A 21,285-nucleotide genomic window follows, 5' to 3' on the forward strand; every position below is an offset into this window, starting at 1 on the left:
AGTCACAGCGCCACGGCTCCTTTGCCGATCCGTCCATGGATGCCATGTTTCGCAATGGCCCGTGCGCTGGCATTGAGGAATGCCTGCCTACGGTTGCGCCGTGCAGCGCGGACACCGAAGGCGGCCCAGTACCCGATCACGGCGACTTCTGGCAGCTTGCCTGGAACGTCTCGGAGGCAAACGGACAGTCACTCTCCATGTGGGCTGGCGGTTTCAGCCGTCCATTCCGATTCGAGAAGACCCTGACTGTCGACCGGAGCGTCCTGCGCGTCGCATACTCGGTCAAGAACATCGGTTACAGCCCGCAGTCGTTCCTGTATGCCTGCCACCCGCTTTTTGCGGTAGAGGCAGGCGACCGCATCGTGCTTCCAGAGGAGATTCGCTCGCTGCGGCTGGACTATTCGCGGAACGACAGACTTGGTAAGCGTGGCGACATCGTCCTGTGGCCGGTAACACATACCTCGGTGCTGCTGGACAGAACGACAGGTGACGGCGCCGGCACGGCAGATATGTTCTACACAGGCCGCCTGAGTAACGGCGCGTGCAGCATCCACCGCGCTGCAATGGGCGAAAAGCTGGACGTGGTCTTCAATACGGATACGCTTCCCTACCTTGGCGTTTGGCTCTGCTATGGCGGCTGGCCCGAGGATGCGTCAACGTATCAGCAATATGCGGTCGCCCTGGAGCCGACTACATCGCCTCACAACAGGCTGACCGAAGCACAGCAGGCAGGTGCGGCCATCAACCTTGCTGCAGGTGCCGCTTACAATTTCTCCGTCTCGTTCCGCATCGGCCGATCCTGACGCACGCCTGGGTTATAGATGCAATGTCAATCCCTCCAACGCGAATGAGAGGCCGCCGCAATGGCGGCCTCTTCTTTTGGTTAGTGCGTTTCGGTGGACGTGATGCTTCCTACGTCAGCACCGTTGTTGGCGGAGAAGACAGCGTTGACGCGGAAGGTGCTGTCCGTACGGCAGAACGGCGAAAAGACGATCGGCAGCTCGATCTTCCGTGTCGCGCCCGCCGGGATGTTCCCGATGGGTAGCGGCGTCGGCAACACTGCCGCTGCCTTGCAGCCGTAGTTTGCAGAAACCGGCGCAAGTGAGAAGCTGTTGATGCGCGCGTTCTTTGCAGCTGCTCCGCCGGTGTTAATGAAGGAAAACTGCCAGACGCGGAGAAGATCCCGCCCTGTCTTCTTCGTGATGGCAGCTTGCAGGCTCGACATCCCCACCACCGGAGCGACGGTGATGCTGTCGAGACCGGGAGCGTATCCGCCGGGATTAGGATTTGCGATGATGATCTTGTTCGCTCCAGCATTGAGCTGCACCGTCAGCAGAACCGGAACCGGCGAATCGAAGGTGCTGCCGTTGACGTCGAGCTGTGTTGCCGGGCCATCATTCACCGAGACGAAGAACGTACGCAGACCGCTGGTGGTGTAGTCGATATCGAGCTGGTAAGTGCCGGTCTGCGCAACGGTGACGTTACGGAAAGTCACCGCATTCTGACTGCCGTCACCATAGTTGCCCACATAGGCTCCGCCGGAGCAGAAGTTACATCCTCCGACGCTGGCGCTTCCGCTGAGTTCGGCCGCCTCTGCCTCATAGGTCGTGAAATCAGGCTCAATGGCGGTCCCGTCGCCAGCTATCGCAATGCGGTCGAGGTCGGCGGCATAGGTTCCGGGATTGCCGAAGGTGATGACATTATTGCCCGTCTGCAACGTAACCGGGACCGTAGTGGACTGCGGAAGGTTGAAGCTGCCGCCGCCCAGGTTCAGTGTTGCAGCCGGAGCGCCGTTGATGGAGTATGTCAGAGCGCGCGGTCCCTGCGTCATCGCATCTACCTGCATACGATAGGTGCCGGCCTTTGCCACATACACGCTGTTGAAGGATGCGGTGTTCGTCGTGGACGAAGCCCCCAGGTAGCTGACCTTCGCTCCCCCGGAGCACGCCGTGCACTGCGAGACGTACGGCGTGCCAACAAGCACAGCGGATTCCGCCTCGTAGCTCTGCGCCACGGGTGCGCTTACAACGCCCGACGGCGTCACCTTCAGCAGACGCGAGCCGTGGCCGAGGATTGTCGTCGTAAACTGCGTCGGAAAGGCGCCCAGGTTGATACGATTCCATACATCACGAACGGCGATTACATTTTGGAAGCCGAGGTCGCTCCAGCGGACCGTCACCCTGCCGGGCAGGCCATTCAGATTATAGAGACCGACATAGACGCTGCCGTCCACCTGCTTCGAGATCCAGACAGGCTGCGCTCCACCGGTCAATTGCGTGGCTGGACGGCCGGATTGGTCGACCGCGAGCAGCTCATCGTTCGTCAACGCGGTCTTCGCGAAATCATCGAGTCGAGTAAGGTCACCACCAAGATAAAGCGGTGAGTTTGCCATGGCCCAGATGGTAATCGCACTTTGCTTCTCGTCGTCAGACAAGCCGTCGAGCGCACCATCCCCTACGTCGAGCGTGTCCATGTCATTCCATCCAAGTGTCTTGCTCGTCTCATCCTGCCAGCCAACGTCGTCGTACTCACGCAGAACGACGCGAGGCCAGTTCGTCAGTGTGGCGCAACGTCCTTCACACTCGACGTCGTCATCGATGCGTCGTGCATTGGAAAACTGCTGCCAGACAGAGGCGTAATCCTGCGAGAGCTGCCATGATACCGTCAGCCAGATGGGGCGGCCGGTCTTCGCAATGGCTTTGGACCACGCCTCTACATCAGCACGATTGTCGATAGAGAGATCGTTCGAATAAGAGCCGGGCGTCACCGCATCTAGCTTGATGAAATCAAAGCCCCACTCTGAGAACAGGGCTACAACGGAATCGATATACTCCTGCGCACCTGGCTTTGTGAAGTCGATCTTGTCGTGGTACGGATACGGTGGATTGCCGCCGAAGGCATTGCCGCGGGCGAGCGGAGTGACCACAATATCCTGGGTGTGATACTGCGTGCCCACGATGGGATAGTTGCCGTCGACGGCAGGCTGCTCAATGCCGGGGATCCAGTAAATGCCGGCCTTTTGGCCGTTGGCGTGAATGTGAGCAACAAGCGCCTTGATGTCAGGGAACGTAGCCGCATTGGGAATGGGCCGCCCATTCTGGTCGAAGCTTCCCTGCCAACCGGAATCGAGATTGATATAGACGAAGCCATGCTCTTGCAGGCCTGATGCCTTAAGGGCATCCGACTGCGTGATCATGTTGGCCTGTGTTAGGAAGTTGCCGTTAATGGTTTGCTCGCTGAAGCTGCTCCAGCCGAGATAGGGCTTCTCGCCGGCGCCATTCACCTGAGCACCGGCAGAAGGCATAAGAAGGACAACTCCGACGAAGAGGGCTGAGATAGAAAGGACATAACGTTTCATGCGAATCCTCTGGGACTGCTGATATCGAGCGCCGCAGACGGGAGGAAAATACCCAGATCGACGTATGAAAGGGGAACAAGCGCGTAGCGTCCTTGGCGTGTGTGGATGTCCTGTCACCAAATGTGGCTTCCATACAACCGTGTACGAACACGATTTGTCAAATGAATATTACTCGGTGCTTCTCTTGTAAAATACTGACGCAGATAAGAGTTGCCGATCATAGGCACTTGTAGTTATTGTGTACGTTACCGCATCTATCACCCGAGACCAGTGCAACAAGCTGCTTCAGGAGTACACCTTCAATGCGCCGCAGAATCGCACAGCATCTTCATTCTTCCGCATGTCTTCCATTCTTCTTTGCTGCAACTGCTGTGGCACAGAGCGCACCAACAGCGATCCACGTCGATGAGTCCGCTCACGTATTTCGTATCGATGCCGACGACACGACCTACGAGTTTGGCGTCAACGAGCACCAGCGTCTTCAGACTCTCTATTGGGGCGAACGGATCTCGGCGAAGGACCACGCTGCATCCGCAAAGGAATCTCTGGGGGCGGCTGCTTTCGACGCTCCGTTGAACACCACGCCTCAGGAGTTCGTTGGATGGGGCGGCGGTCTGTACGTCGAACCCGACCTGAAGATCACGTTTCCAGACGGCAATCGCGATCTGGACCTGAGGTATGTCAGCAACAATCTGCGAGACGGCGTCCTTTCTGTACGTATGAAAGACATTTCTCTGCCTGTGACGGTGACGCTGGAGTACAAGGTCGATGAAGAAACCGGCATCGTGGCTCGCCGAGCCATAGTGGAGAACCACACAGGCAAACCATTTGTCGTGGAGTCCGCAAGTTCCGGAACCTGGAACCTGCCCCGAGGCGCAGACTATGTGGTGCGATATCTTTCAGGCCGCTGGGCAGGTGAATGGACGGTGAACGAGCAGAAGATACAGCCGGGAAAGACTATCCTAGAGAGTCGGCGGGGCACCACCGGTGCGCAGAACAATCCGTGGTTCTCAATCCGTACGCAGGAGGCCACGGAGGACGAAGGCGATGTCTGGTTCGGCGGCCTGGCGTGGAGCGGATCGTGGCAGATCGCGGTTGAGCTTGATACCGTACAGCAGGTCCGTGTCACGGGGGGCTTCAACCCGTTCGACTTTGGATATCAACTGAAGCCCGGAACAACACTCGAGACACCCTGGTTCTATGCAGGACACACATCGCACGGCCTGGGCGATGCATCGCGCAAGATGCATCGGCTCGAACTGCATTCCCTGTTGCCGCATGCGCCTCAACCGAAGCTCCGGCCCGTTCTCTACAACTCATGGGAGGCGACTGAGTTCAAGGTCAATGAAGCCGGCCAGATGGCGTTGACTGAGAAAGCAGCGTCGCTCGGCGTTGAGCGCTTCGTCATGGACGATGGCTGGTTCGGAGCCCGCAATAACGATCACGCCGGACTCGGCGACTGGACGGTGAATCCCCAGAAGTTTCCGCACGGCCTGAAGCCGCTGATCGATAAGGTGCACTCCCTCAACATGGACTTCGGCTTGTGGGTGGAACCGGAGATGGTGAATCCCGACAGCGATCTTTATCGCAAGCATCCGGACTGGGTCCTTAACTTCGAAGGACGGCCTCGTACGGAAGGCCGTAACCAGCTTGTCCTGAACCTTGCTCGCGAAGACGTGCGCCAGTACGTGTTCTTATTTCTGGATAAGTTACTCACCGAAAATAACATTGCGTTCCTTAAGTGGGATTACAACCGCAACTGGTCCGAGCCGGGCTGGCCAGCGGTGGCACCGGATGCGCAGAAGAACGTCTATGTCGAGTTCACCAGCAACTTCTATGGCATTCTGCGCGAACTTCGCCTCAAGCACCCTAATGTTGAGATCGAATCCTGCTCCGGTGGAGGCAGCCGCGTCGATCTTGGAGTGATTCCACTGACCGATGAGGTCTGGCCCTCGGACAACACGGACGCCTTCGATCGTTTGCGGATTCAGCACGGTTTCACGCAGGCCTACGCGCCGGGGATTATGATGGCCTGGGTGACCGACTCGCCGACATGGGTGAACCAGCGCACGCTATCGCTGGAGTACCGTTTCCTTTCCTCGATGCAAGGCTCGCTGGGCATTGGAGCAGACCTGACGAAGTTCACGCCCGACGAGATGGAGACGGCGCGGAAGATGGTAGCCGCTTACAAAGCGATCCGCGAAACCATGCAGCGTGGAGACCTGTACCGGCTGGTACCTCCCACGAACGGCAGCGAAGTCTCCGTCACAGAATCCGTTGCACCAGACAAGCATCAGGCAGTGCTGTTCTCTTTCCTGCACTCCAGCACCGAGCTGTACCCGTTCCCACGTATCCATCTGCGCGGCCTTGATCCTGAAAGGACCTATACGCTGCGCTCGATCTACGGCAAAGTGAGCAACGACACGCCCACCTCTGCTAGCGGCTCCTACTGGATGCACAAGGGCATTGATGTGAACCTGCGGGGCGACTTCCAGGCAGCGGCCTTCGTGTTGCAAGGAGAGTCCCGTTGAGTACACGACGTGAATTTCTCGCCAGCGCTGCATTGATTGCTTTAGCGTCCAATGTGCCCCTGGACGCCTCCGAAGCCAGTCAGACTGCCGGTGAGACGGATATCTGGTTCGCGCAGGAAGCGGAGCACTGGCTTGAGGCGCTTCCTCTGGGCAATGGTAATCAGGGTGCCATGATCTACGGCGGAGTCGAAAACGAACGACTTGCCTTGTCCGACTCCACAGCATGGTCTGGAGCTCCCGGCGCGCACGAAGTCAATCCGCAAGCGCGAGAACACCTTGGCGAGATACGGAAGCTCATCTTCGACGGGAAGTATGCCGAAGCGACGCAGGCTAGCCGAAAGTATCTACCCGGACGCGGCAGGAATTTCGGCACGAATCTTCCGCTTCCAGACCTGCTCATTCAGTTCGACAGCCTACCCGCTCCAATCACTGACTACAGGCGCTCACTGGACTTGGATACAGCCGTTGCGGGCGTGTCATTTGAGGCAGATGGACGGAAGCACGTGCGGGAAGCGTTTGCCTCGCATGCCCACAAAGTGCTCGTGTATCGCATCGCACACCCCGCATCGTTCCGCGTGAGCTTTGCGCAGTCGCCGTTGCCAACGACCATACGAGCGGAAAAGAACAGCTTGCTTCTCCATGGACGCGCTGTCGAATCGAAGCATAGCGACGGCAAATCTGGCGTCGAATTTGAAATTCAGGTAGAGGTGATCAAGCAGGGCGGTCATCTAAAGGCAAACGGTCAGACCATCACGATCACGGGTTCGTCGTCCGCAACGATCCTCATTGCAATCGCGACCTCCTTCCACGGCAACAATCCCGCCACTGCCTGCCAGCGGTCGCTTGCGGCAGCACGGTCAGCTTATTATCAGAAGCTGAAGAGTACGCATATCGCCGACTACGCTCCCTTGTTCCACCGGCTTTCGCTGAAACTCGGCAACGACTCACGGCGGGATACACCGACGGATCTTCGCCGGCAGGCAGTTTCGAAAGGCGCAAGCGATCCCGGTCTCCATGCGCTGTTCTTTCAGTACGGACGCTATCTCACCATTGCGGGATCTCGAGCAGACTCTGCTCTGCCGCTGGCATTACAGGGAATTTGGAATGACGGTCTTGCGGCCGCAATGGGCTGGACGGACGACTTCCACCTGGATATCAATACAGAACAAAACTACTGGGCTGCAGAGGTCTGTAACCTCTCCGAATGTCAGCTTCCGCTCTTTCGATTTCTGGAATCGCTTCGGATTGCTGGCCAACGCACCGCAACCGAGATGTATGGAGCGAAGGGGTGGGTGGTGCACACCGTCACCAATCCCTGGGGTTACACAGCGCCGGGCGATGTCGGCTGGGGCATCTTTCCTACGGCAGGAATATGGATTTCGCTTCAGCTATGGGATCACTACGTCTTCACAAAAGACACGCGATTCCTACAGAACACTGCCTTTCCAGTCCTGCACGACGCAGCAGAGTTCTTCCTGTCGTACATGGTGACAGAGCCGAGCCACAACTGGCTGGTTACCGGGCCTTCCGAATCGCCTGAGAATGCCTTTCTCGATCCCCATGGTGGCAACGCGAGTGACAGCATGATGCCAACCATTGATCGTGTCATGCTCTTTGCCCTGTTCTCTATCTGTGAGCGTGCGTGCTCCGACCTGAAGATGGAGACTGCCTTTGCTGAACAAGTCAAACAGGCAAGAGCCAAACTTCCACCTTTGCAGGTGGGGCAATATGGCCAGCTGCAGGAGTGGCTGTTTGATTTTGAAGACGCATATCCAAATCATCGGCATACGTCGCATCTCACCGCGCTGTATCCAGAGTCGCAAGTGGACGTCCGCAATACGCCCGCGCTCGCGCACGCCGCCGAAGTGACCATCGAGCGCAGGACCAGTGCCAAGGATTGGGAGCAGACGGAGTGGGGCCGCGTGAACTTCATGGCATTCTATGCACGCCTGCTCAAGGGAGACCAGGCTCTGCGCTATCTCAACGATCTGCTGACAAAGGCTACTGGTGATAATCTGCTAACGTTTTCGCAGGGCGGTGTTGCCGGTGCAGAAGACAACATCTTCGCCATCGATGGCAACACGGCCGGTTCAGCGGCCATTGCCGAGATGCTGTTGCAGTCGCAGCGCGGCGAAGTCGAGTTGTTGCCCGCCCTGCCGAAGGCTTGGCCAGATGGAGAGGTGTGTGGCCTGTGCGCCAGAGTCGGTCACACCGTGGACATCACGTGGCGGAACGGAACGCTTGTCTTCGCGGCAGTACACAGCCGCTTCGGTGGAATGCTGCCAGTACGTTACGGAGAGACTGTAAAGCAGTTCAACATGGCTGCGGGGTCGACGCTACGCCTACGCGCCGACATGCTGCAATAAGGAAACAGGACATAAATCGTCCGCCCTTGCGCTTACGTTCTCGCCGCTCATCGCAGTTGCACAAGTGCATGGTTCTCCAAAGACCATCACGGAGAAGATTGAGTAGACGTGGGGACCGGCCGAAATCACCCGATCCGCACCTTCTAAGTTTCAGATTCACCTGCCTGGTATGAACCGGACAGCAGCTCCGCCTCCAGGTGCAAGCTTGATGTTAAGTGATGAGGTTGCCGTTACCGAAATCTTGCGGATGTTTACCTGCTTCGGCTGTGTCGCCGCATTGGACCCATCCTCATACACTTCAGCCGTAAAGTTGCCGCTGCCCAAAAACGTCAACGGTATATTCAGGTCGCGTGGTGTCCAGTTCGTCATGCTGCCCAGATACCATTCCTTGCCATGCCGTCGAACAACGGTAGAGTACTCGCCCACCTCACCTCCCACAACGTGCGTCTCATCCCAGGTTGTAGGAACGTCCTTCAAAAACTGGAATGCTGCGGCAGCTTCTCCTGCATAATTCTGGGGGCTGTCGGACACCATTGGGACCGGGTTTTCATACACGACATACAGTGCGAGCTGTTGCGCACGCGTGCCCATCACTTGCGGAGACGCATTTCGGGCAACAAAACTGTCCTCCGTCTGGTTATCGAAGGCTCCAGCCGTATAGTCCATAGAACCGACCAATGAGCGCGTCCAGGCGAATACTGCACGATCCACTGGGCTATCACGACGACCGACCTTATTGTTTTCAAGTCCGAGAACAGATTCGTAGCTCATGACGTTCGGATACGTTCGCATGATTCCCCATGGTGTGTGGCAGCCATGAAAGTCCACCATCAGATGATGTTCTGCGGCGTAACGTCCCACGTCGTAGAAGAACTGGATGCCTTCCTGATCGTCGCGGTTAATGAAGTCGATCTTAAGACCGGCAACTCCCCATTTCTCATACAGTGGGAACGCTTCCTTCATCTGCGCCATGACCGAAGTGGAGTAGAGCCAGATCCAGACCTTTACGTTTTTTGTGGCAGCGTACTTCACAAGCTCCGGTATATCGACTTTGCCATTCATCTTAGTGATGTCGCCCGAGTACCATCCCGCATCCAGAAAGAAGTAAGGAAAGCCAGACTTCGCGGCGAAGTCGACATAGTACTTCATCGTTTCCGTGGTGAACTGCTTGTTCCCGGAGTCGCCGTTCTGGTTGACGTTATCGACCCACCAGTTCCATGAGGCCTTGCCTGGCTTGATCCAGTTCGTGTCGTGGACGCGGTTCCCCGGGTTCAGATCTGTTTGCAGATTGCTCTCGATCAATGCACCGGGAGTGTCGGCGACACCAAGAACACGCCACGCAGAGTGATGCGGCAGGGTTCCTGTCACGGCATAATAAGGGTCGTCCCACCGGGGCGATAGTTTTACACGAAACATATGGCCGGCCCAACTACCGGTCGGGTTGGTCACATAGGCAGAGCTGTTTCCCTCTAGATCGGCCTCCATCAGTGACATCCATGCACCACCGGGCTGGTGCAGAAGCGTTGGCAGGCCAATTAAAAACTTGCTAGAGACGCCTCCCTGATTGCTCAAGGCGGAAAGGTTGTAGCGGACGTACTCGCTCTCATAGCTGGAGCGATAGTTGGGGAGTGCCAGCACCCATGCCGTATCGTCCTGGCTGAAGCGGAACTCTGTCTCTTCATCGCGCAAATGGAGATCCGAGCTGCCCCCCTGCACTGGAAGCAGGTAACGGAATGCGACACCACTGTTATAGGCTCGTGCTTCCACCGTCAGCCCACGACCGCGGCTATCGGAAGCTTCCTGCACTGTAAGTGACATGCTGTTGTATGCGTCGTGAACGTGACTTACCTTGGAAAACAGGAGCGGATAGTCATCGGTGCCGCTTGATTCCTTGGTGTCTCTGATCTTGACGTTCTCTCCAAGCGGCATCTTGTCGTCCAGGTCAAGCCCCAACGCGGATGCATCGATAATCGGCTTACCGTGGTAGGTAACGGCATACTGCAAACGGCCGCTTCCCTCGGTCGACATCGGACCAGAGGAATCCAGCGAAAACGTCATGACGAGTTTCCCATCCGGCGACTTCAAACTGTTTGCCTGACCATACAAGAGGTTAGTTGCGACCAAGACAAGTGAGCCGGCACGTATCAAATGCTTCATCATCGCTTTCCTTTTCTGCTGCGTTATTTGAAGTGAGTAGTTTCTGTTTGTCTTTCTTCTCGAAGATGCATGGCTGAACTTCCAAAACATTGCACGTTTCGCGATGCGCGAATGATTAAGTTGTCATCCAGGCCACAATCTGCCGGAGATCTGTCTGACTGGTCGCGGTGGTTCCCGCCGGCATACCGGAACCGATAGCTACTGCTCCTTGCCCGTTCTCCGCAAGAGCAAGAAACGATTTGCGCCCCGATCCCGGCAGTCGCTTCAGATTGAGCCAGGCGTAGTAGGCGCCCATATCAGCGTCGATGAGAGCGCCTTCAGCGTCGAGTGCCTCCCGCTGTGCGGAGTCATCCAGAAAATCTACTGTTCGCGAACGTGGCGCGAAGCGCGCCAGCAGCGTCGCCGGCTGGGCTCTCCGAAGAGCTTCGCGTGTCGACCACTGCACAAACGAGGTGCTCAGGTTCTGCGTCCCTGAGCCGTCGCAGAGTACTCGGACCGCGAAATTGCGCATCACTTCGTCCTGCCCAGCGAGGAAACCACTCAGATCAGCAGGCTTAAGCGCCATCATGTAAGAGCGGATATTCTCCGGACCCATGTCTTCTCGGCTCATCATCTTCTTGACGGATTCCGCCAAAGACTCTCGTACCGGGCGAAGCTCATCGTACGAGAGACGCGCGTACGGCCTGCCGTCGATTTCTGCGGTCGAGGCTCCATCAAGAAACCAGCAGTTGTATCTTCCATCTGTACGCAACGCTCGCTGCTCCAGCACCGACACCGCTTCGCTAACCAGATCGGCCTCGGGAACGTTGGCGAAGTAAGTGCCAAGCCTTCGCAACTTCTCGAACACCGGTGTCGTTTGCTTTCGGGCTCCCTGACCTATCAGCACAATGACGAGACGATCCGAAGACGATGCGCATTGTTCGCGGACAGAAGTGAGGATGGTTCCGTAGGCTTCACCGGATTTACGAAATTGATCCATCGCATGTGCCTCCCACAGGTACGCCGTGAACTCCTGCAGGAATGCTTCCGGAGCAATCCACGCATTCTTCATGAGTTTTTCCGGAACCGGAAGTTCTCGAAAACCTGTAAGGATACGTTGCGTCTCCTCGCTGCGGGATACCGAAAGGAATCGCAGTTGTTCTTCGAGCTCGCGACGCTCCGCAGGAAACTTCCAGTCATAGCCACGTACCTGCGAAAGCAGAAAAGCGGCAAGCACTGGAGGCAGTTCTTGTAGCATTCTCGAATATTGGGACGCCAGTCCTGCTGCCTGCGGTGGAAGGTCTCTGGGACCGAAGAGAGTGGCTGCTTCGCGACTCATAACACCTCAACCAAGGGACGTCCTTGCGCAAACCGTGCATCGCACGCCAGCATCTTTGCGACAGTGGGCACCAGGTCAATGGACTCTACCGGACGGTCAACCGTAGTGTTCTCCCGGATGCCCGGCCCCATCGCAAGCAGCCAGGTTGTGCGGCACAACGCGTCTCCGCTGCGATGATGCTGAAAACCGTTCCCGCTCGGATCATCATCGGCATCCCGGCCGAAATCCGGAAGGATAAAGAAATTTGTCTGCCCCTTGTATTCCGGCTCCTGGTCCATGGCGCGCACAAGCTCCGCACAAATGCGGTCCGTTCTTTGAATAGCGTCTGTATAGAGCGAAAACGCGCCGGCGTGCGCGATATCAATGTCGTGCAGCGTAATCCAGATAAGACTCGGTGCCTTCGAGCGCATCAGGTGAAGCGCGATATACAGTGACAGTTCGTCGGGGCTCGACACACTCTGCGCGTGTGCCTTGAAATCGCTCATGGAGATTTGCAGAAGATCCCGTATGGCTTCGTCCTGCCGCGCTGTCGAGGCGTAAACACCGGCGCCCACAGGCCCTTCATGACTATCGCGCAGCAGGCTTTCAAACGGACGCTCCGAACCTCCGCTCACACCCGCCAACAGGGCTTTTGGCAGTACGACCGTGGCTCCCTTTCCACGTCCGTATGCCGGGTGCCCGCTTTCACCAATGGAGGTGAATCCATTGCTTGGGGCGATAACCCAAACGTCGGAGGCCTGCCGCCGTCGATCCTGCCGGAAGTATTCGAAAATGGTGGGGTTTTCAGGACGGATGGACTGGAAGTTATTGAAGCTCTCATAACATCCGGTGGCAAGGCTGGCGTTCGCAACATAGTGTCCAAGGATGCCGCGATTGACTACCTGCGTATAGAAGGTGGCGCGCGGAATCAGCTCCATCAGAATCCGCGGAATGTATCGTTGGCCTTCGGGGGCAAAGGTCTCCTGATCGCGCGCGCCTCCCCCAAACGTCACGATAATTGTCTTTTGTCCGTATTCACGTCGCAACGCGGATGCCCGTCTTGCACCAATGAGCAGGCCGGCTCCCGCGCCTGTCATGTCGCGTAGAAATCGGCGTCTGCTCACAGACTGCTGAGCAATTTGTGTAAGGAAGTCCGAACCTGACGGGATCTCAAACATAGTGTATTGCGATGTAGCGAAAGGAAGAGGACAGGGCGCAGTGACGGCGCCCTGTCCTGATTGGGAGGTTATGCTGCCTAGAAGTAGTACTTCGCGGCAAGCTGGATAAACCGTGCATCCGGCGTGTTCGCACCGAAGTTCTTCGGGCCCTGGATCTGACCGCCAGACGCAGGATCGTTGTTCTGGACGCTGGGGTTACCCCAGGTCGGATGGTTGAAGACGTTGAAGATGTCCGCTCGAAACTGCACGGTCTGCTCATGCCAGACCGGGAAGTTCTTGAAGAGCGAGACATCATTTCGCCAGTAGCCTGGACCGTAGACGAGATTCTGCTTACCGCCAAGGAACTGCGCCACCAGGCTCGGATCGGTCACACCAGAGGCATAACGGCAGCCGTTGCCCGGTGCAACACCCGGAGCGCAGATTAGGTTGCCCGGATCCAGTTGTCCCATTGGTTCGGCGAAAGCGCACGGGTTATACCAGTGATCCCGCGTCTTCACCTGTGTGGGGCAGCCCGTCTTGGTCCCCGGAAGGTTGATCTCTCCGGGACGGAATGGATCGGTCACCAGCACCGGCCGCGCACTGGCGCCCGCGACGTTAGCCGTCGTCGTGCTCATGCCAAACGGTGTGCCGCTCTGCGCTGTGAACGTATTGCTGATCTCCCACCCACCAACAGCGAAATCCAGAGCGCGGTTATTCTTGAGGAATCTTCGCCCACGTCCCCACGGAAGCTCGTAATGACCGTTGAAGGTGATACGGTTTCGCACGTCATAGGACGAATTGGTGTACTCGGAATTGGGCCCGCCAAGCATGTAGTAGGCACGCGTTCCGACTGCCGTCGATAAGCCGCCCGACGAACTGCTGTTATCCATCGCATGGGCCCAGGTATATGTGGCCAGGAAGTTCAAGCCGCTGGAGAAGCGCTTCTCCAGCTTGGCCTGTAGCGAATTGTAGCTGCTGTAACCGGTATAGACCGTCGCACCGATTCCGCCCAGGGTCGGGAACGGAAGCAGAGGCTGCGTGTTCAGGCCATTGCGGTACAGCGCAACGGCTGAGTTCTGCGCAAAATACGTCGTCAGGTGACGCGTCTCATTGCCCACGTATGCGATCGAGCTGACTAGATTATTGCTCAATGCGTACTGCATCGAGAAGCTGTAGTTCTCGGTATACGGAGTCTGGATGTGCGCGTCCGTAGAGTGGAAGCCTGGATACGAGGTAGCCGCAGTGACAGGCGTCAGCGTCGGCAGACCGCTCGCCAGCGTGTACGGGAACGAAGTCGAGCAGTTGCCCACATCGCAGGTCTGTTCAGGGAAGTTCTGGGAAAGGCTGAAGGGATAGTTGGCACCGAGATTACCGTTGCCGTTGCTCTCCAGTCCGCCGTAGAAGATTCCGATTCCGCCGCGGAATACCGTCTTCTCGTTTGCCTGATATGAGAAGCCAACGCGCGGTGCGAAGTTCGTCTTCTGCGACGTCACCAGACGGTTGTTGTCCACGTACTGCAGTTGAACGTTGCTCGCCGCGAGCGTGTCGACAAAATTCGGAGCCAGGGCGGTACTCTTCAGTGAAGAAGGGAGTTGGAAAGCGCCGCTTCCAGTTCCCTGGCCCACCGGTCCGGTGACGAGGAAGTTTGCCTGCCGGTCACGCGATTCCGCCAAAGGCTGATAGAAATCCCAGCGCAGGCCGATGTTGAGCGTCAGTTTCGACGTGAGACGCCAGTCATCCTGCGCGTAGGCTGAGTTGTACCACTGCTGATCGTGAATTCCCGGAGCATTGGTGATGTAGGCATTTGCCACACGTCCGGTAAGGAAGTCCGCAACGCCTGAGCTCAACGAAGTTCCAGGAATCTTCGTGTAATGTCCGTTGAAGGTGAAGTTTCCACGTGGGCTGTCAGCATAAGTGTAGTAAAAGCGGACGTTCTGAAAGGCCACACCATACTTGATGGAGTGCTTCCCCTTGCTGAACGTGAGATTGTCTAGAATTTGGTAGACGTTCTGCGATTCACGCGAAGTACCCGTCGAACCGAACTGTGAAATCCCCACCGAACCGCCGATCTGCACCAGTGGCAAACCGCAGAACCCAGGTACGCAGGGGACATTCCCAAAACCGAGCGATCCGGCGATGCTTCCGTTAAAACCGTTGGGCGTTTCGAAGTTGAAGACGCCCCAGTTATAGCCAAAGCGGAACTCGTTCACGATCGACGGACTAAAGGTGTGGGTGTACGACCCCATACCGTTCTCAGCGAGATTGCTTTGGATGTAGCCACCATAGCCGCTACCATCCAGTACCGGTCCCAGCGGAAGAGCGCTCTTCACAATCTGGTGCACATAGCTGAAGCGCCCGTATATCAGATCTTTAGGGCTGATGTTCCAGTCCACGCGATGATCGAACTGCGTTGTGCTGTCGATGCGGGGAACATTCAAAACATAGTTGTTGACTAGCGTGTTACCGCGGTTGGGAAGGGGATACATGTTTAGAATGTTCTGCGCATTTGCGTCGATATCGGCAGCGCACATGACGTTCTCTGCCCGTCCGCACGGCGCACCCAGCGCAACCGTTCCATTGGTGTTCGGCTGCTTCAGGTGAATGGCCTGGCTGAAACCGCTGATTGCCGGGTTCAATAGCTCCGAAAAATTTCCCTGGCGCTCCAGGACAGAAGGAACGCTGAGATTATTTACGTTTGCGTTGCTGATCCGGTTTGCCTCCACGTCGCCGAAGTAGAACAACTTGTCCTTCAGGATGGGGAAACCGATGGTTGCCCCGAACTGGTTCTGATGAAAACGAGGAACGGTAAGAGCATTCCAGTCCCTCGCATTCATCTTGTCGCTGCGGTAGTACTCCCACAGATTCCCATGAATCCGGTTCGTACCCGACTTAATGCTCGCATTCATCACGGCACCAGCCGAGTGGCCGAACTCCGCCGAGTAATTGCTGGTCTGGATATTGAACTCGGCCAACGCATCCGGTGGTGGCCGCTGCACGAAAGTGGAACCGTTCAGGAAGTCCACCAGGTTGGTGTTGTTATCCACGCCGTCGAGAACGAAGTTGTTCTGCGTAGCGCGCTGCCCGTTGGCGATGAAGTCGCCTTTAGCAGATCCACGGGTGTTGCCGAGCGAGGGCGTAACACCGTTGGTTAGCTGCGCAATGAAGACCCAGTTACGACCGTTGAGTGGAGTCTCATTGATCGTTTTGGCTTCGACGACCTGCCCAATAGCTCCGGTCTGTGTCTCGAGCAGCGGCGGTGCCGTGGAGACGGTGACCGTCTCGGATGTCCCGCCCGGCTTCAGGGAGAGGTTAACGCTCAGACGCGCCTGGATGTTCACCTTCAGGTTTTCTTGAGTGGTCGCGGCAAAGCCAGACGCCGTTGCGCTCACTTTATAGCTGCCGATCTTCACCGGCTGGAAGGTGTAAATACCACTTGAGTTGGTTGTCTGTTGAAGCACAAGACCGGTTTCTATTGATGTCAGAGTGACCGTAGCTCCCGGGATAACTCCCCCGGAGGGGTCCATAACAATGCCGGTGACAGCCCCTTGGTCTACCTGCGCAAGGAGACGTCCAACTGGGAACATACACAGGAATAACGCGAGTAGGAGTCCGAAAAGTCTTGCTCCTGCCCTGCCGCTATCCAGATATTGCAACTTTTGCATGGTGGCCTCTTCTTTGATCGCGCGTGAATACACGTGTGATAGAGCGTTGATTTCGCGAACCGGCATAACGTATACGTACACGGTTATGAATGTCAACATGATTTTTTTACCCAGAACTATTGGGCTTATCGCTTTAGTTTTTTTATCGTGTACGAACACGTATTCAACGATTTTCAGACTATTTGTCTGATCGGCTTGGGCATCTAGGCTTTTTGCTTGCTAAATTCTCATTTCAGATGCACAAGTCCTGGGACTATTCGATCCCTCGAATGCTAAAAAAAGTGCCATCCTGGCTCGATGCACTCGACTCATGGCCATATTGCTTGTAGCCATGCTCTTCATTGGGGTGTCGATGGTGGTCAAGATGGGACCCTATCATTGGTTGCTTGCGGTTCATCGGCCTCTGGGGATTCTGATTCTGATCCTGGCGGCGATTCGACTCGTCACGCGGTTACTCACCAGGGCGCCGGAGTTGCCGCCAAGCATGTCGCAATCGGAGGTCAAAGTCTCTGAGTTCCTGCTCTGTACCTTGTTTATCCATTGGTAGGCTGGGCCATGTTGTCGGCGGGGGCACTTTCCGATCGTCATGTTCGGGACATTTCATCTCCCTCCGATTCTTCCCGCCAACCCGGAGGTCTTTGCCGTGTTGCGCCAGACCCACACGATTCTCGCTTATCTCTTCTTCACCTTTCTTGCTCACATGGGCGCAGTGCTGTTCCATACCCGGGTGCTTCGCGACGGCATTCTGAGCCGCATGCTCCCATGGAGCGTACATGACCCGAAGGGTCAAGTTTGAACAGAAACCGCTGGAGCGATGTAGGGAACTTCGCGGGTTCAAAGAAAAGACGACGCCAGCCGGAATTAAATTGCGGTGGAAGAGCTGAGCTCTTCCACCCTCGTTGTTTGAGAAGTGGCCACTCCCTATGGTGCCTTCTTCTCAACTCGCAATGTCAGAAGTTCCCACCCATCCAAATGGACCTCATTTCCGACGGGCTCAAGTTTTTCCTCCGCCAGATTACTCCTCCAACTCTGGACAGCTTGCGATGCTGCCCACGTTAGCTTCGCACTTCGAGGTTGACCGGAGGACTCAAACAGCCGAACGATCCATGCCTTTCGGTCTTCGCTTGGCTTGAGAGTAATTGCGATGACTTCGGCAGGTTCGATACGGAGAAGTGATTCGGATTCCTGGCTTACAGAATCGGACGGACGCGAGAGAAGTGGTTCGGACAACGCAATCGCCAAACGGCTTGCAGCGGAAGCATCATGTTTGCGATGGGGCCGGAGGGCATACCGGAAGGTCGTCGGCCCTTCCTGGTAGGCGAGGTAGTTGGTACCCCAGTGATTGTTCATCACCCACGAGTAAAACGTCTGAGTTTCATCGATGTGCTTGCGCCACACGCTTGGATCTCTTTGTGACCCGAGCATGGTCGCACTGATCTCACCAATCTCCACCAAGGGGGCATCCTGAGTGATCCAGGTGACTCCGAGGCTTTCATTGGACACATCAACCCAGCGGCCCACCGGTAACCAATTCTTACAGGAGCCGGGAAGCTGGTCGGCCTCCGGCCGCATGTTGCCGAGTGGAATATCGAGGGTCATCTTCCCATCTGGCACTGCAAATGGGAAAGCGAATTGGATGCTCTCCTTCGATCCGCGCTGGGCGAATTCATCGCCAGGGCCGCCAACGCCGGGATGGGGATTGAGTGGCGCGCGGAGTTTGTCTACGGTATTCGCTACCTCCACATAATCCGCACCCGCGCTCAGTCGAATTCGTCGAACCAGGGATTTGCAGCCTAGTGCTGAAGACTCGATGCGAATCAATACAAGCAGCGGTCCCTGTTCTTCGACAACGATGGTCGCGGTACTACTGGATTGCAGGTGGTCTACATCCTTACCTTGAAGAAACAGAAACTGGTTCAGTCTGTGTTTGCGATTGTCTGCCAGGTTTTGCTGCTCACCGTGAAGACGCAGCGCAGAGACATCCCCCGTGGATGGATCGATCGATAACTCCAGGACGCCATTAGAGAGACGGTGATCTTTGTACGATACCGGGGTATTTGGCGCGAGCGCCTTGTTTGGTGAGATACGGTAGCTTGCAGCAGCGAAAGCAGGAACATCTTTTATCTGCACAGCGAGTTCGCCTGTGCTGAGCCGTTGCGACGGCACCGGCTTTCCGCGACTGTCCGTTACGCGATCGCCGGCACTGGAAAGCTCATGCGAAAGATAGACGATCTCCGTCCGGCTCCACGACGAGGGATTGTGAACCTCAATCGCATTGGCACTCGACTCGGTAGCCTGAGCTCCGCCAGCTTGGGCGAGAAGGTCCTTCGACAACTTGTCCGCGTCTACAGCAAAAGCCCGTTTTACGTCCCACTGCTTCTTCACAAAAGGATTTTCCGAGTCAGAGACGCTGTTCCATGCACCCCAGGTGTGTTCGGAGTACAGAAGAACATCTCGCCACGCCTCGGCATAAGAGGAAGGATTGTAAGCATTGATTTTGCCAAGTGCGGTCAACGCCGCGGCCTCGTTGATCCTGTCGGCAGCATTGCGACTCATTGCCGTTTCAAGTGCAGAGGAGCCGGCTCCATCCTCCCAGTAAGGAGTGAGATCACCACGATATTGCGGCAACTGATTGCCGTACCGCTTTTCGAAGGCGGAAAAAGCTGTGCTGGTCGAAGCGATGGAGAAGCGGGGCCACTCGTATTTCTGGTTCCAGTCGCGGATCCAGTCACTCAACTCTGGATCGGGTTCGGCATTGTCGCCGTGGCCAGACCAGCGAATGTACGAGATGTCATAGGGGAAGTGAACTTCATCCATGCGGTCCTGATACTTGGAGACCAGTTCATCACCGAGCTTCATGACGTGCGACAGCGCATATCCTGTCCATGGAATCCAGAACAAGAGCTTTTCTTTGCCCGAGGGTGAGACCCACCAGAATGGCTTGTCCTGCCATGTCACCATGAAAGTGCCAATACGGTCAAAATAGTTAGGCGCCGCGGAGAAATACCGGATGCCCGCCTGGGACATTGCTGTCACCGTTCCCCAGGAGAATCCCGGGACGTCGCTCATCATGGCGGAGTCAACCTTAGCCCCGCAGGTGTTGCCCAGTTCTCCCGAGTAGCGAAACAGCTGCAGCAGTTCCTCTGGACGGCAGAGGCCGGTGAGTTCGTTGGCATAGGAGCCATTGATTCCCATCCACCCCTTCTGAACGGCTTCTATGAGGGCGCGGCGCGCAGATTCGTCGCTTCGTCGCATGTAGAGATCAGCTCCCCACAACACCTCCAGGTTCCAGACGAAGCGCGACCCCTCCGGATAGTCTGCCGTCTTCCGGGCCAGTTCTATACCTCGTGTGATATTGCGAATTTGCTTCTGTTCGACATCCGCTTGGAGATCGGTATAGCCCAGGTCGTGATGGGAATGCGGCAATACATAGACCAGCATCTTCCGCACCGGCTTCAGTTCAACCTGGTCGGTGAATGCCTTGCCGTTGATCTCAACCGTCACAGTGGACTGTTTGGGTTGATTGACCGGCTTGAGGTAAATATCGAAGGTATGCGATCCCGTCTTGACGTTGCGCCGATCGACCTCAATGCCATCCAGCTTTGTGACTGCTTCACCCGATAGAGCCGTATCTTCGAGGTGGATTTCGAGTGGTTGATAGACCTGACCATTTTTCCGAGCGAGCGCTCGAATCGGGGTCGCCAATCGTGCTTTGGCTTTGCTCTCCCCTTGGTTGCTCTGGCCGGCGAGATTGCGGGTCCATAGCATTCCCCCTGCGGCCATCGACAAACTCTTCAACAGATCTCTGCGCTTCATCTCTTCACCTTGCGTCGGATGCCTGAATTGTTATGTGTCAAATTACCCTGGAGAGGTCCTCGACTCTATCGAGGGCCTCTCCAGGGTTAGTGACTAGAAGACCAGTTTCACTGCGAACTGTACCTGGTGTCCCGGCCGGCTCTGTTGCATTAACTGGCGCACACGCGACTCGCCCTTACAGATGCTACAGATCAGGCAGCAACATCGAACAGCTTGTTGATGAATTTAATTTCGCCGGCGACCTTGGGCTTGCAGAGGATGCAATGACGGCGGCGGATCATACGCATGACTTCAAATCCCTTGATGGTGGCCGACGCTGTTCTCATCGTCTGAAAACCGCGGGTGCGACGGATCACCCGCTTGAGACCACCGTGATCTGCCTCAATGATGTTGTTTAGATATTTCGACCTGCGGTACTTCGTGTCCGGTGGCAACTTGCCTTCGTGCCGCAGCGGGAAAGGGGAAGGAGAGGTGGGTCTCGGTTGGAACGACTCCGTGGCTTGCGGCGAATGTGCTTCCACCGGCTATACGGTAGTTCCGGAGACGGCGTCCTGACCTGCGTGTTCAGTTCTTGGATGGACCGCCCAACGACATTGAAGAACGTCTGAAGCCGAACAAGCTGGATGTGGGTGCTGGTCTCTCGCGCTTCATCTGACATACGCGCTCCGCGGTTCGTTATTTGATAGAAGTCCAGATTCACCACCGGATCGCTAAACGCTCTTGTCGCTACTAACGCCTTTTGAGGTTCAGTCATTGCTAAATCGCCTGTGCACTCTTTGACTCCTGGCCTCGAACGCGACGGCCAAACTAGCTTGTGCATATCAACGGCTCGGAGGCCGTTTGTATGCGCAAAAGCATAGGAAACCGCCCTGCCGCAAGATCGTCTTGCGGCTTCCGGATCTGGATCACACGAAATCTGCTGTTCTCAACAGCCTCAGTTC

General features: G+C 56.4%; 12 protein-coding genes. 5 read left to right on the top strand and 7 right to left on the bottom strand.

Annotation, left to right across the window (positions count from 1 at the left end; all coding sequences use genetic code 11):
- Positions 1-44: 44 nt before the first annotated feature.
- Positions 45-803, top strand: coding sequence for an aldose epimerase family protein (locus tag BDD14_RS03520; RefSeq protein WP_242617707.1), 759 nt, complete (start codon positions 45-47; stop codon positions 801-803).
- Positions 804-883: 80 nt separating this feature from the next.
- Here BDD14_RS03520 and BDD14_RS03525 read toward each other — a convergent pair whose 3' ends face one another.
- Positions 884-3,358, bottom strand: a complete 2,475-nt coding sequence (locus BDD14_RS03525; protein ID WP_130417588.1) for an alpha-galactosidase D — start codon at positions 3,356-3,358, stop codon at positions 884-886.
- Between the two features lie 302 nt (positions 3,359-3,660).
- Between BDD14_RS03525 and BDD14_RS03530 the strand changes: the two genes are divergently transcribed.
- The gene (locus BDD14_RS03530) at positions 3,661-5,889 is read left to right on the top strand and encodes an alpha-galactosidase (RefSeq protein ID WP_130417589.1); all 2,229 of its coding nucleotides are present in this window, start codon (positions 3,661-3,663) and stop codon (positions 5,887-5,889) included.
- A complete protein-coding gene (locus tag BDD14_RS03535) occupies positions 5,886-8,255 on the top strand; it encodes a glycoside hydrolase family 95 protein (RefSeq protein WP_130417590.1) in 2,370 nt (789 codons plus the stop codon). The genes BDD14_RS03530 and BDD14_RS03535 overlap by 4 nt, the downstream gene beginning before the upstream one ends.
- A gap of 156 nt (positions 8,256-8,411) precedes the next feature.
- Here BDD14_RS03535 and BDD14_RS03540 read toward each other — a convergent pair whose 3' ends face one another.
- The 4 genes from BDD14_RS03540 to BDD14_RS03555 form a co-directional block, all read right to left on the bottom strand.
- Positions 8,412-10,415, bottom strand: a complete 2,004-nt coding sequence (locus BDD14_RS03540; RefSeq protein WP_130417591.1) for a glycoside hydrolase family 97 protein — start codon at positions 10,413-10,415, stop codon at positions 8,412-8,414.
- 112 nt (positions 10,416-10,527) lie between these two features.
- Positions 10,528-11,730: a hypothetical protein gene (locus tag BDD14_RS03545; protein ID WP_130417592.1), complete on the bottom strand. Its 1,203-nt coding sequence runs from the start codon at positions 11,728-11,730 to the stop codon at positions 10,528-10,530.
- Positions 11,727-12,833, bottom strand: coding sequence for an alkaline phosphatase family protein (locus tag BDD14_RS03550; protein WP_242617708.1), 1,107 nt, complete (start codon positions 12,831-12,833; stop codon positions 11,727-11,729). Before BDD14_RS03550 ends, BDD14_RS03545 begins: the two co-directional genes overlap by 4 nt.
- A gap of 131 nt (positions 12,834-12,964) precedes the next feature.
- Positions 12,965-16,528: a TonB-dependent receptor gene (locus tag BDD14_RS03555; RefSeq protein ID WP_130417594.1), complete on the bottom strand. Its 3,564-nt coding sequence runs from the start codon at positions 16,526-16,528 to the stop codon at positions 12,965-12,967.
- 310 nt (positions 16,529-16,838) lie between these two features.
- Between BDD14_RS03555 and BDD14_RS32345 the strand changes: the two genes are divergently transcribed.
- On the top strand, positions 16,839-17,075 hold the full coding sequence (locus tag BDD14_RS32345; RefSeq protein ID WP_207231685.1) for a hypothetical protein: 237 nt from the start codon (positions 16,839-16,841) through the stop codon (positions 17,073-17,075).
- Positions 17,076-17,114: 39 nt separating this feature from the next.
- Positions 17,115-17,324 carry a cytochrome b gene (locus BDD14_RS32350; protein ID WP_207231686.1) on the top strand — a complete coding sequence of 70 codons (210 nt, stop codon included), beginning with the start codon at positions 17,115-17,117 and terminating at the stop codon, positions 17,322-17,324.
- Between the two features lie 125 nt (positions 17,325-17,449).
- Here the strand turns inward: BDD14_RS32350 and BDD14_RS03565 are convergent, their stop codons facing one another.
- Entirely contained in the window at positions 17,450-20,344 is a 2,895-nt protein-coding gene (locus BDD14_RS03565; RefSeq protein WP_130417595.1) for a glycoside hydrolase family 38 N-terminal domain-containing protein, read from the bottom strand.
- Between the two features lie 191 nt (positions 20,345-20,535).
- The gene (locus BDD14_RS34295; RefSeq protein ID WP_130417596.1) at positions 20,536-20,865 is read right to left on the bottom strand and encodes a DDE-type integrase/transposase/recombinase; all 330 of its coding nucleotides are present in this window, start codon (positions 20,863-20,865) and stop codon (positions 20,536-20,538) included.
- Positions 20,866-21,285: the final 420 nt, after the last annotated feature.

It is taken from the genome of Edaphobacter modestus, assembly GCF_004217555.1.
Lineage (GTDB): Bacteria > Acidobacteriota > Terriglobia > Terriglobales > Acidobacteriaceae > Edaphobacter > Edaphobacter modestus.

Excerpts from the sequence above, each read along its gene's own strand:
- BDD14_RS03520 (WP_242617707.1), top strand. The coding sequence starts at position 45 with ATGTTTCGCAATGGCCCGTGCGCTGGCATTGAGGAATGCCTGCCTACG.
- BDD14_RS03525 (WP_130417588.1), bottom strand. The coding sequence starts at position 3,358 with ATGAAACGTTATGTCCTTTCTATCTCAGCCCTCTTCGTCGGAGTTGTC.
- BDD14_RS03530 (WP_130417589.1), top strand. The coding sequence starts at position 3,661 with ATGCGCCGCAGAATCGCACAGCATCTTCATTCTTCCGCATGTCTTCCA.
- BDD14_RS03540 (WP_130417591.1), bottom strand. The coding sequence starts at position 10,415 with ATGATGAAGCATTTGATACGTGCCGGCTCACTTGTCTTGGTCGCAACT.
- BDD14_RS03545 (WP_130417592.1), bottom strand. The coding sequence starts at position 11,730 with ATGAGTCGCGAAGCAGCCACTCTCTTCGGTCCCAGAGACCTTCCACCG.
- BDD14_RS03555 (WP_130417594.1), bottom strand. The coding sequence starts at position 16,528 with ATGCAAAAGTTGCAATATCTGGATAGCGGCAGGGCAGGAGCAAGACTT.
- BDD14_RS32345 (WP_207231685.1), top strand. The coding sequence starts at position 16,839 with ATGGCCATATTGCTTGTAGCCATGCTCTTCATTGGGGTGTCGATGGTG.
- BDD14_RS32350 (WP_207231686.1), top strand. The coding sequence starts at position 17,115 with ATGTTCGGGACATTTCATCTCCCTCCGATTCTTCCCGCCAACCCGGAG.
- BDD14_RS03565 (WP_130417595.1), bottom strand. The coding sequence starts at position 20,344 with ATGAAGCGCAGAGATCTGTTGAAGAGTTTGTCGATGGCCGCAGGGGGA.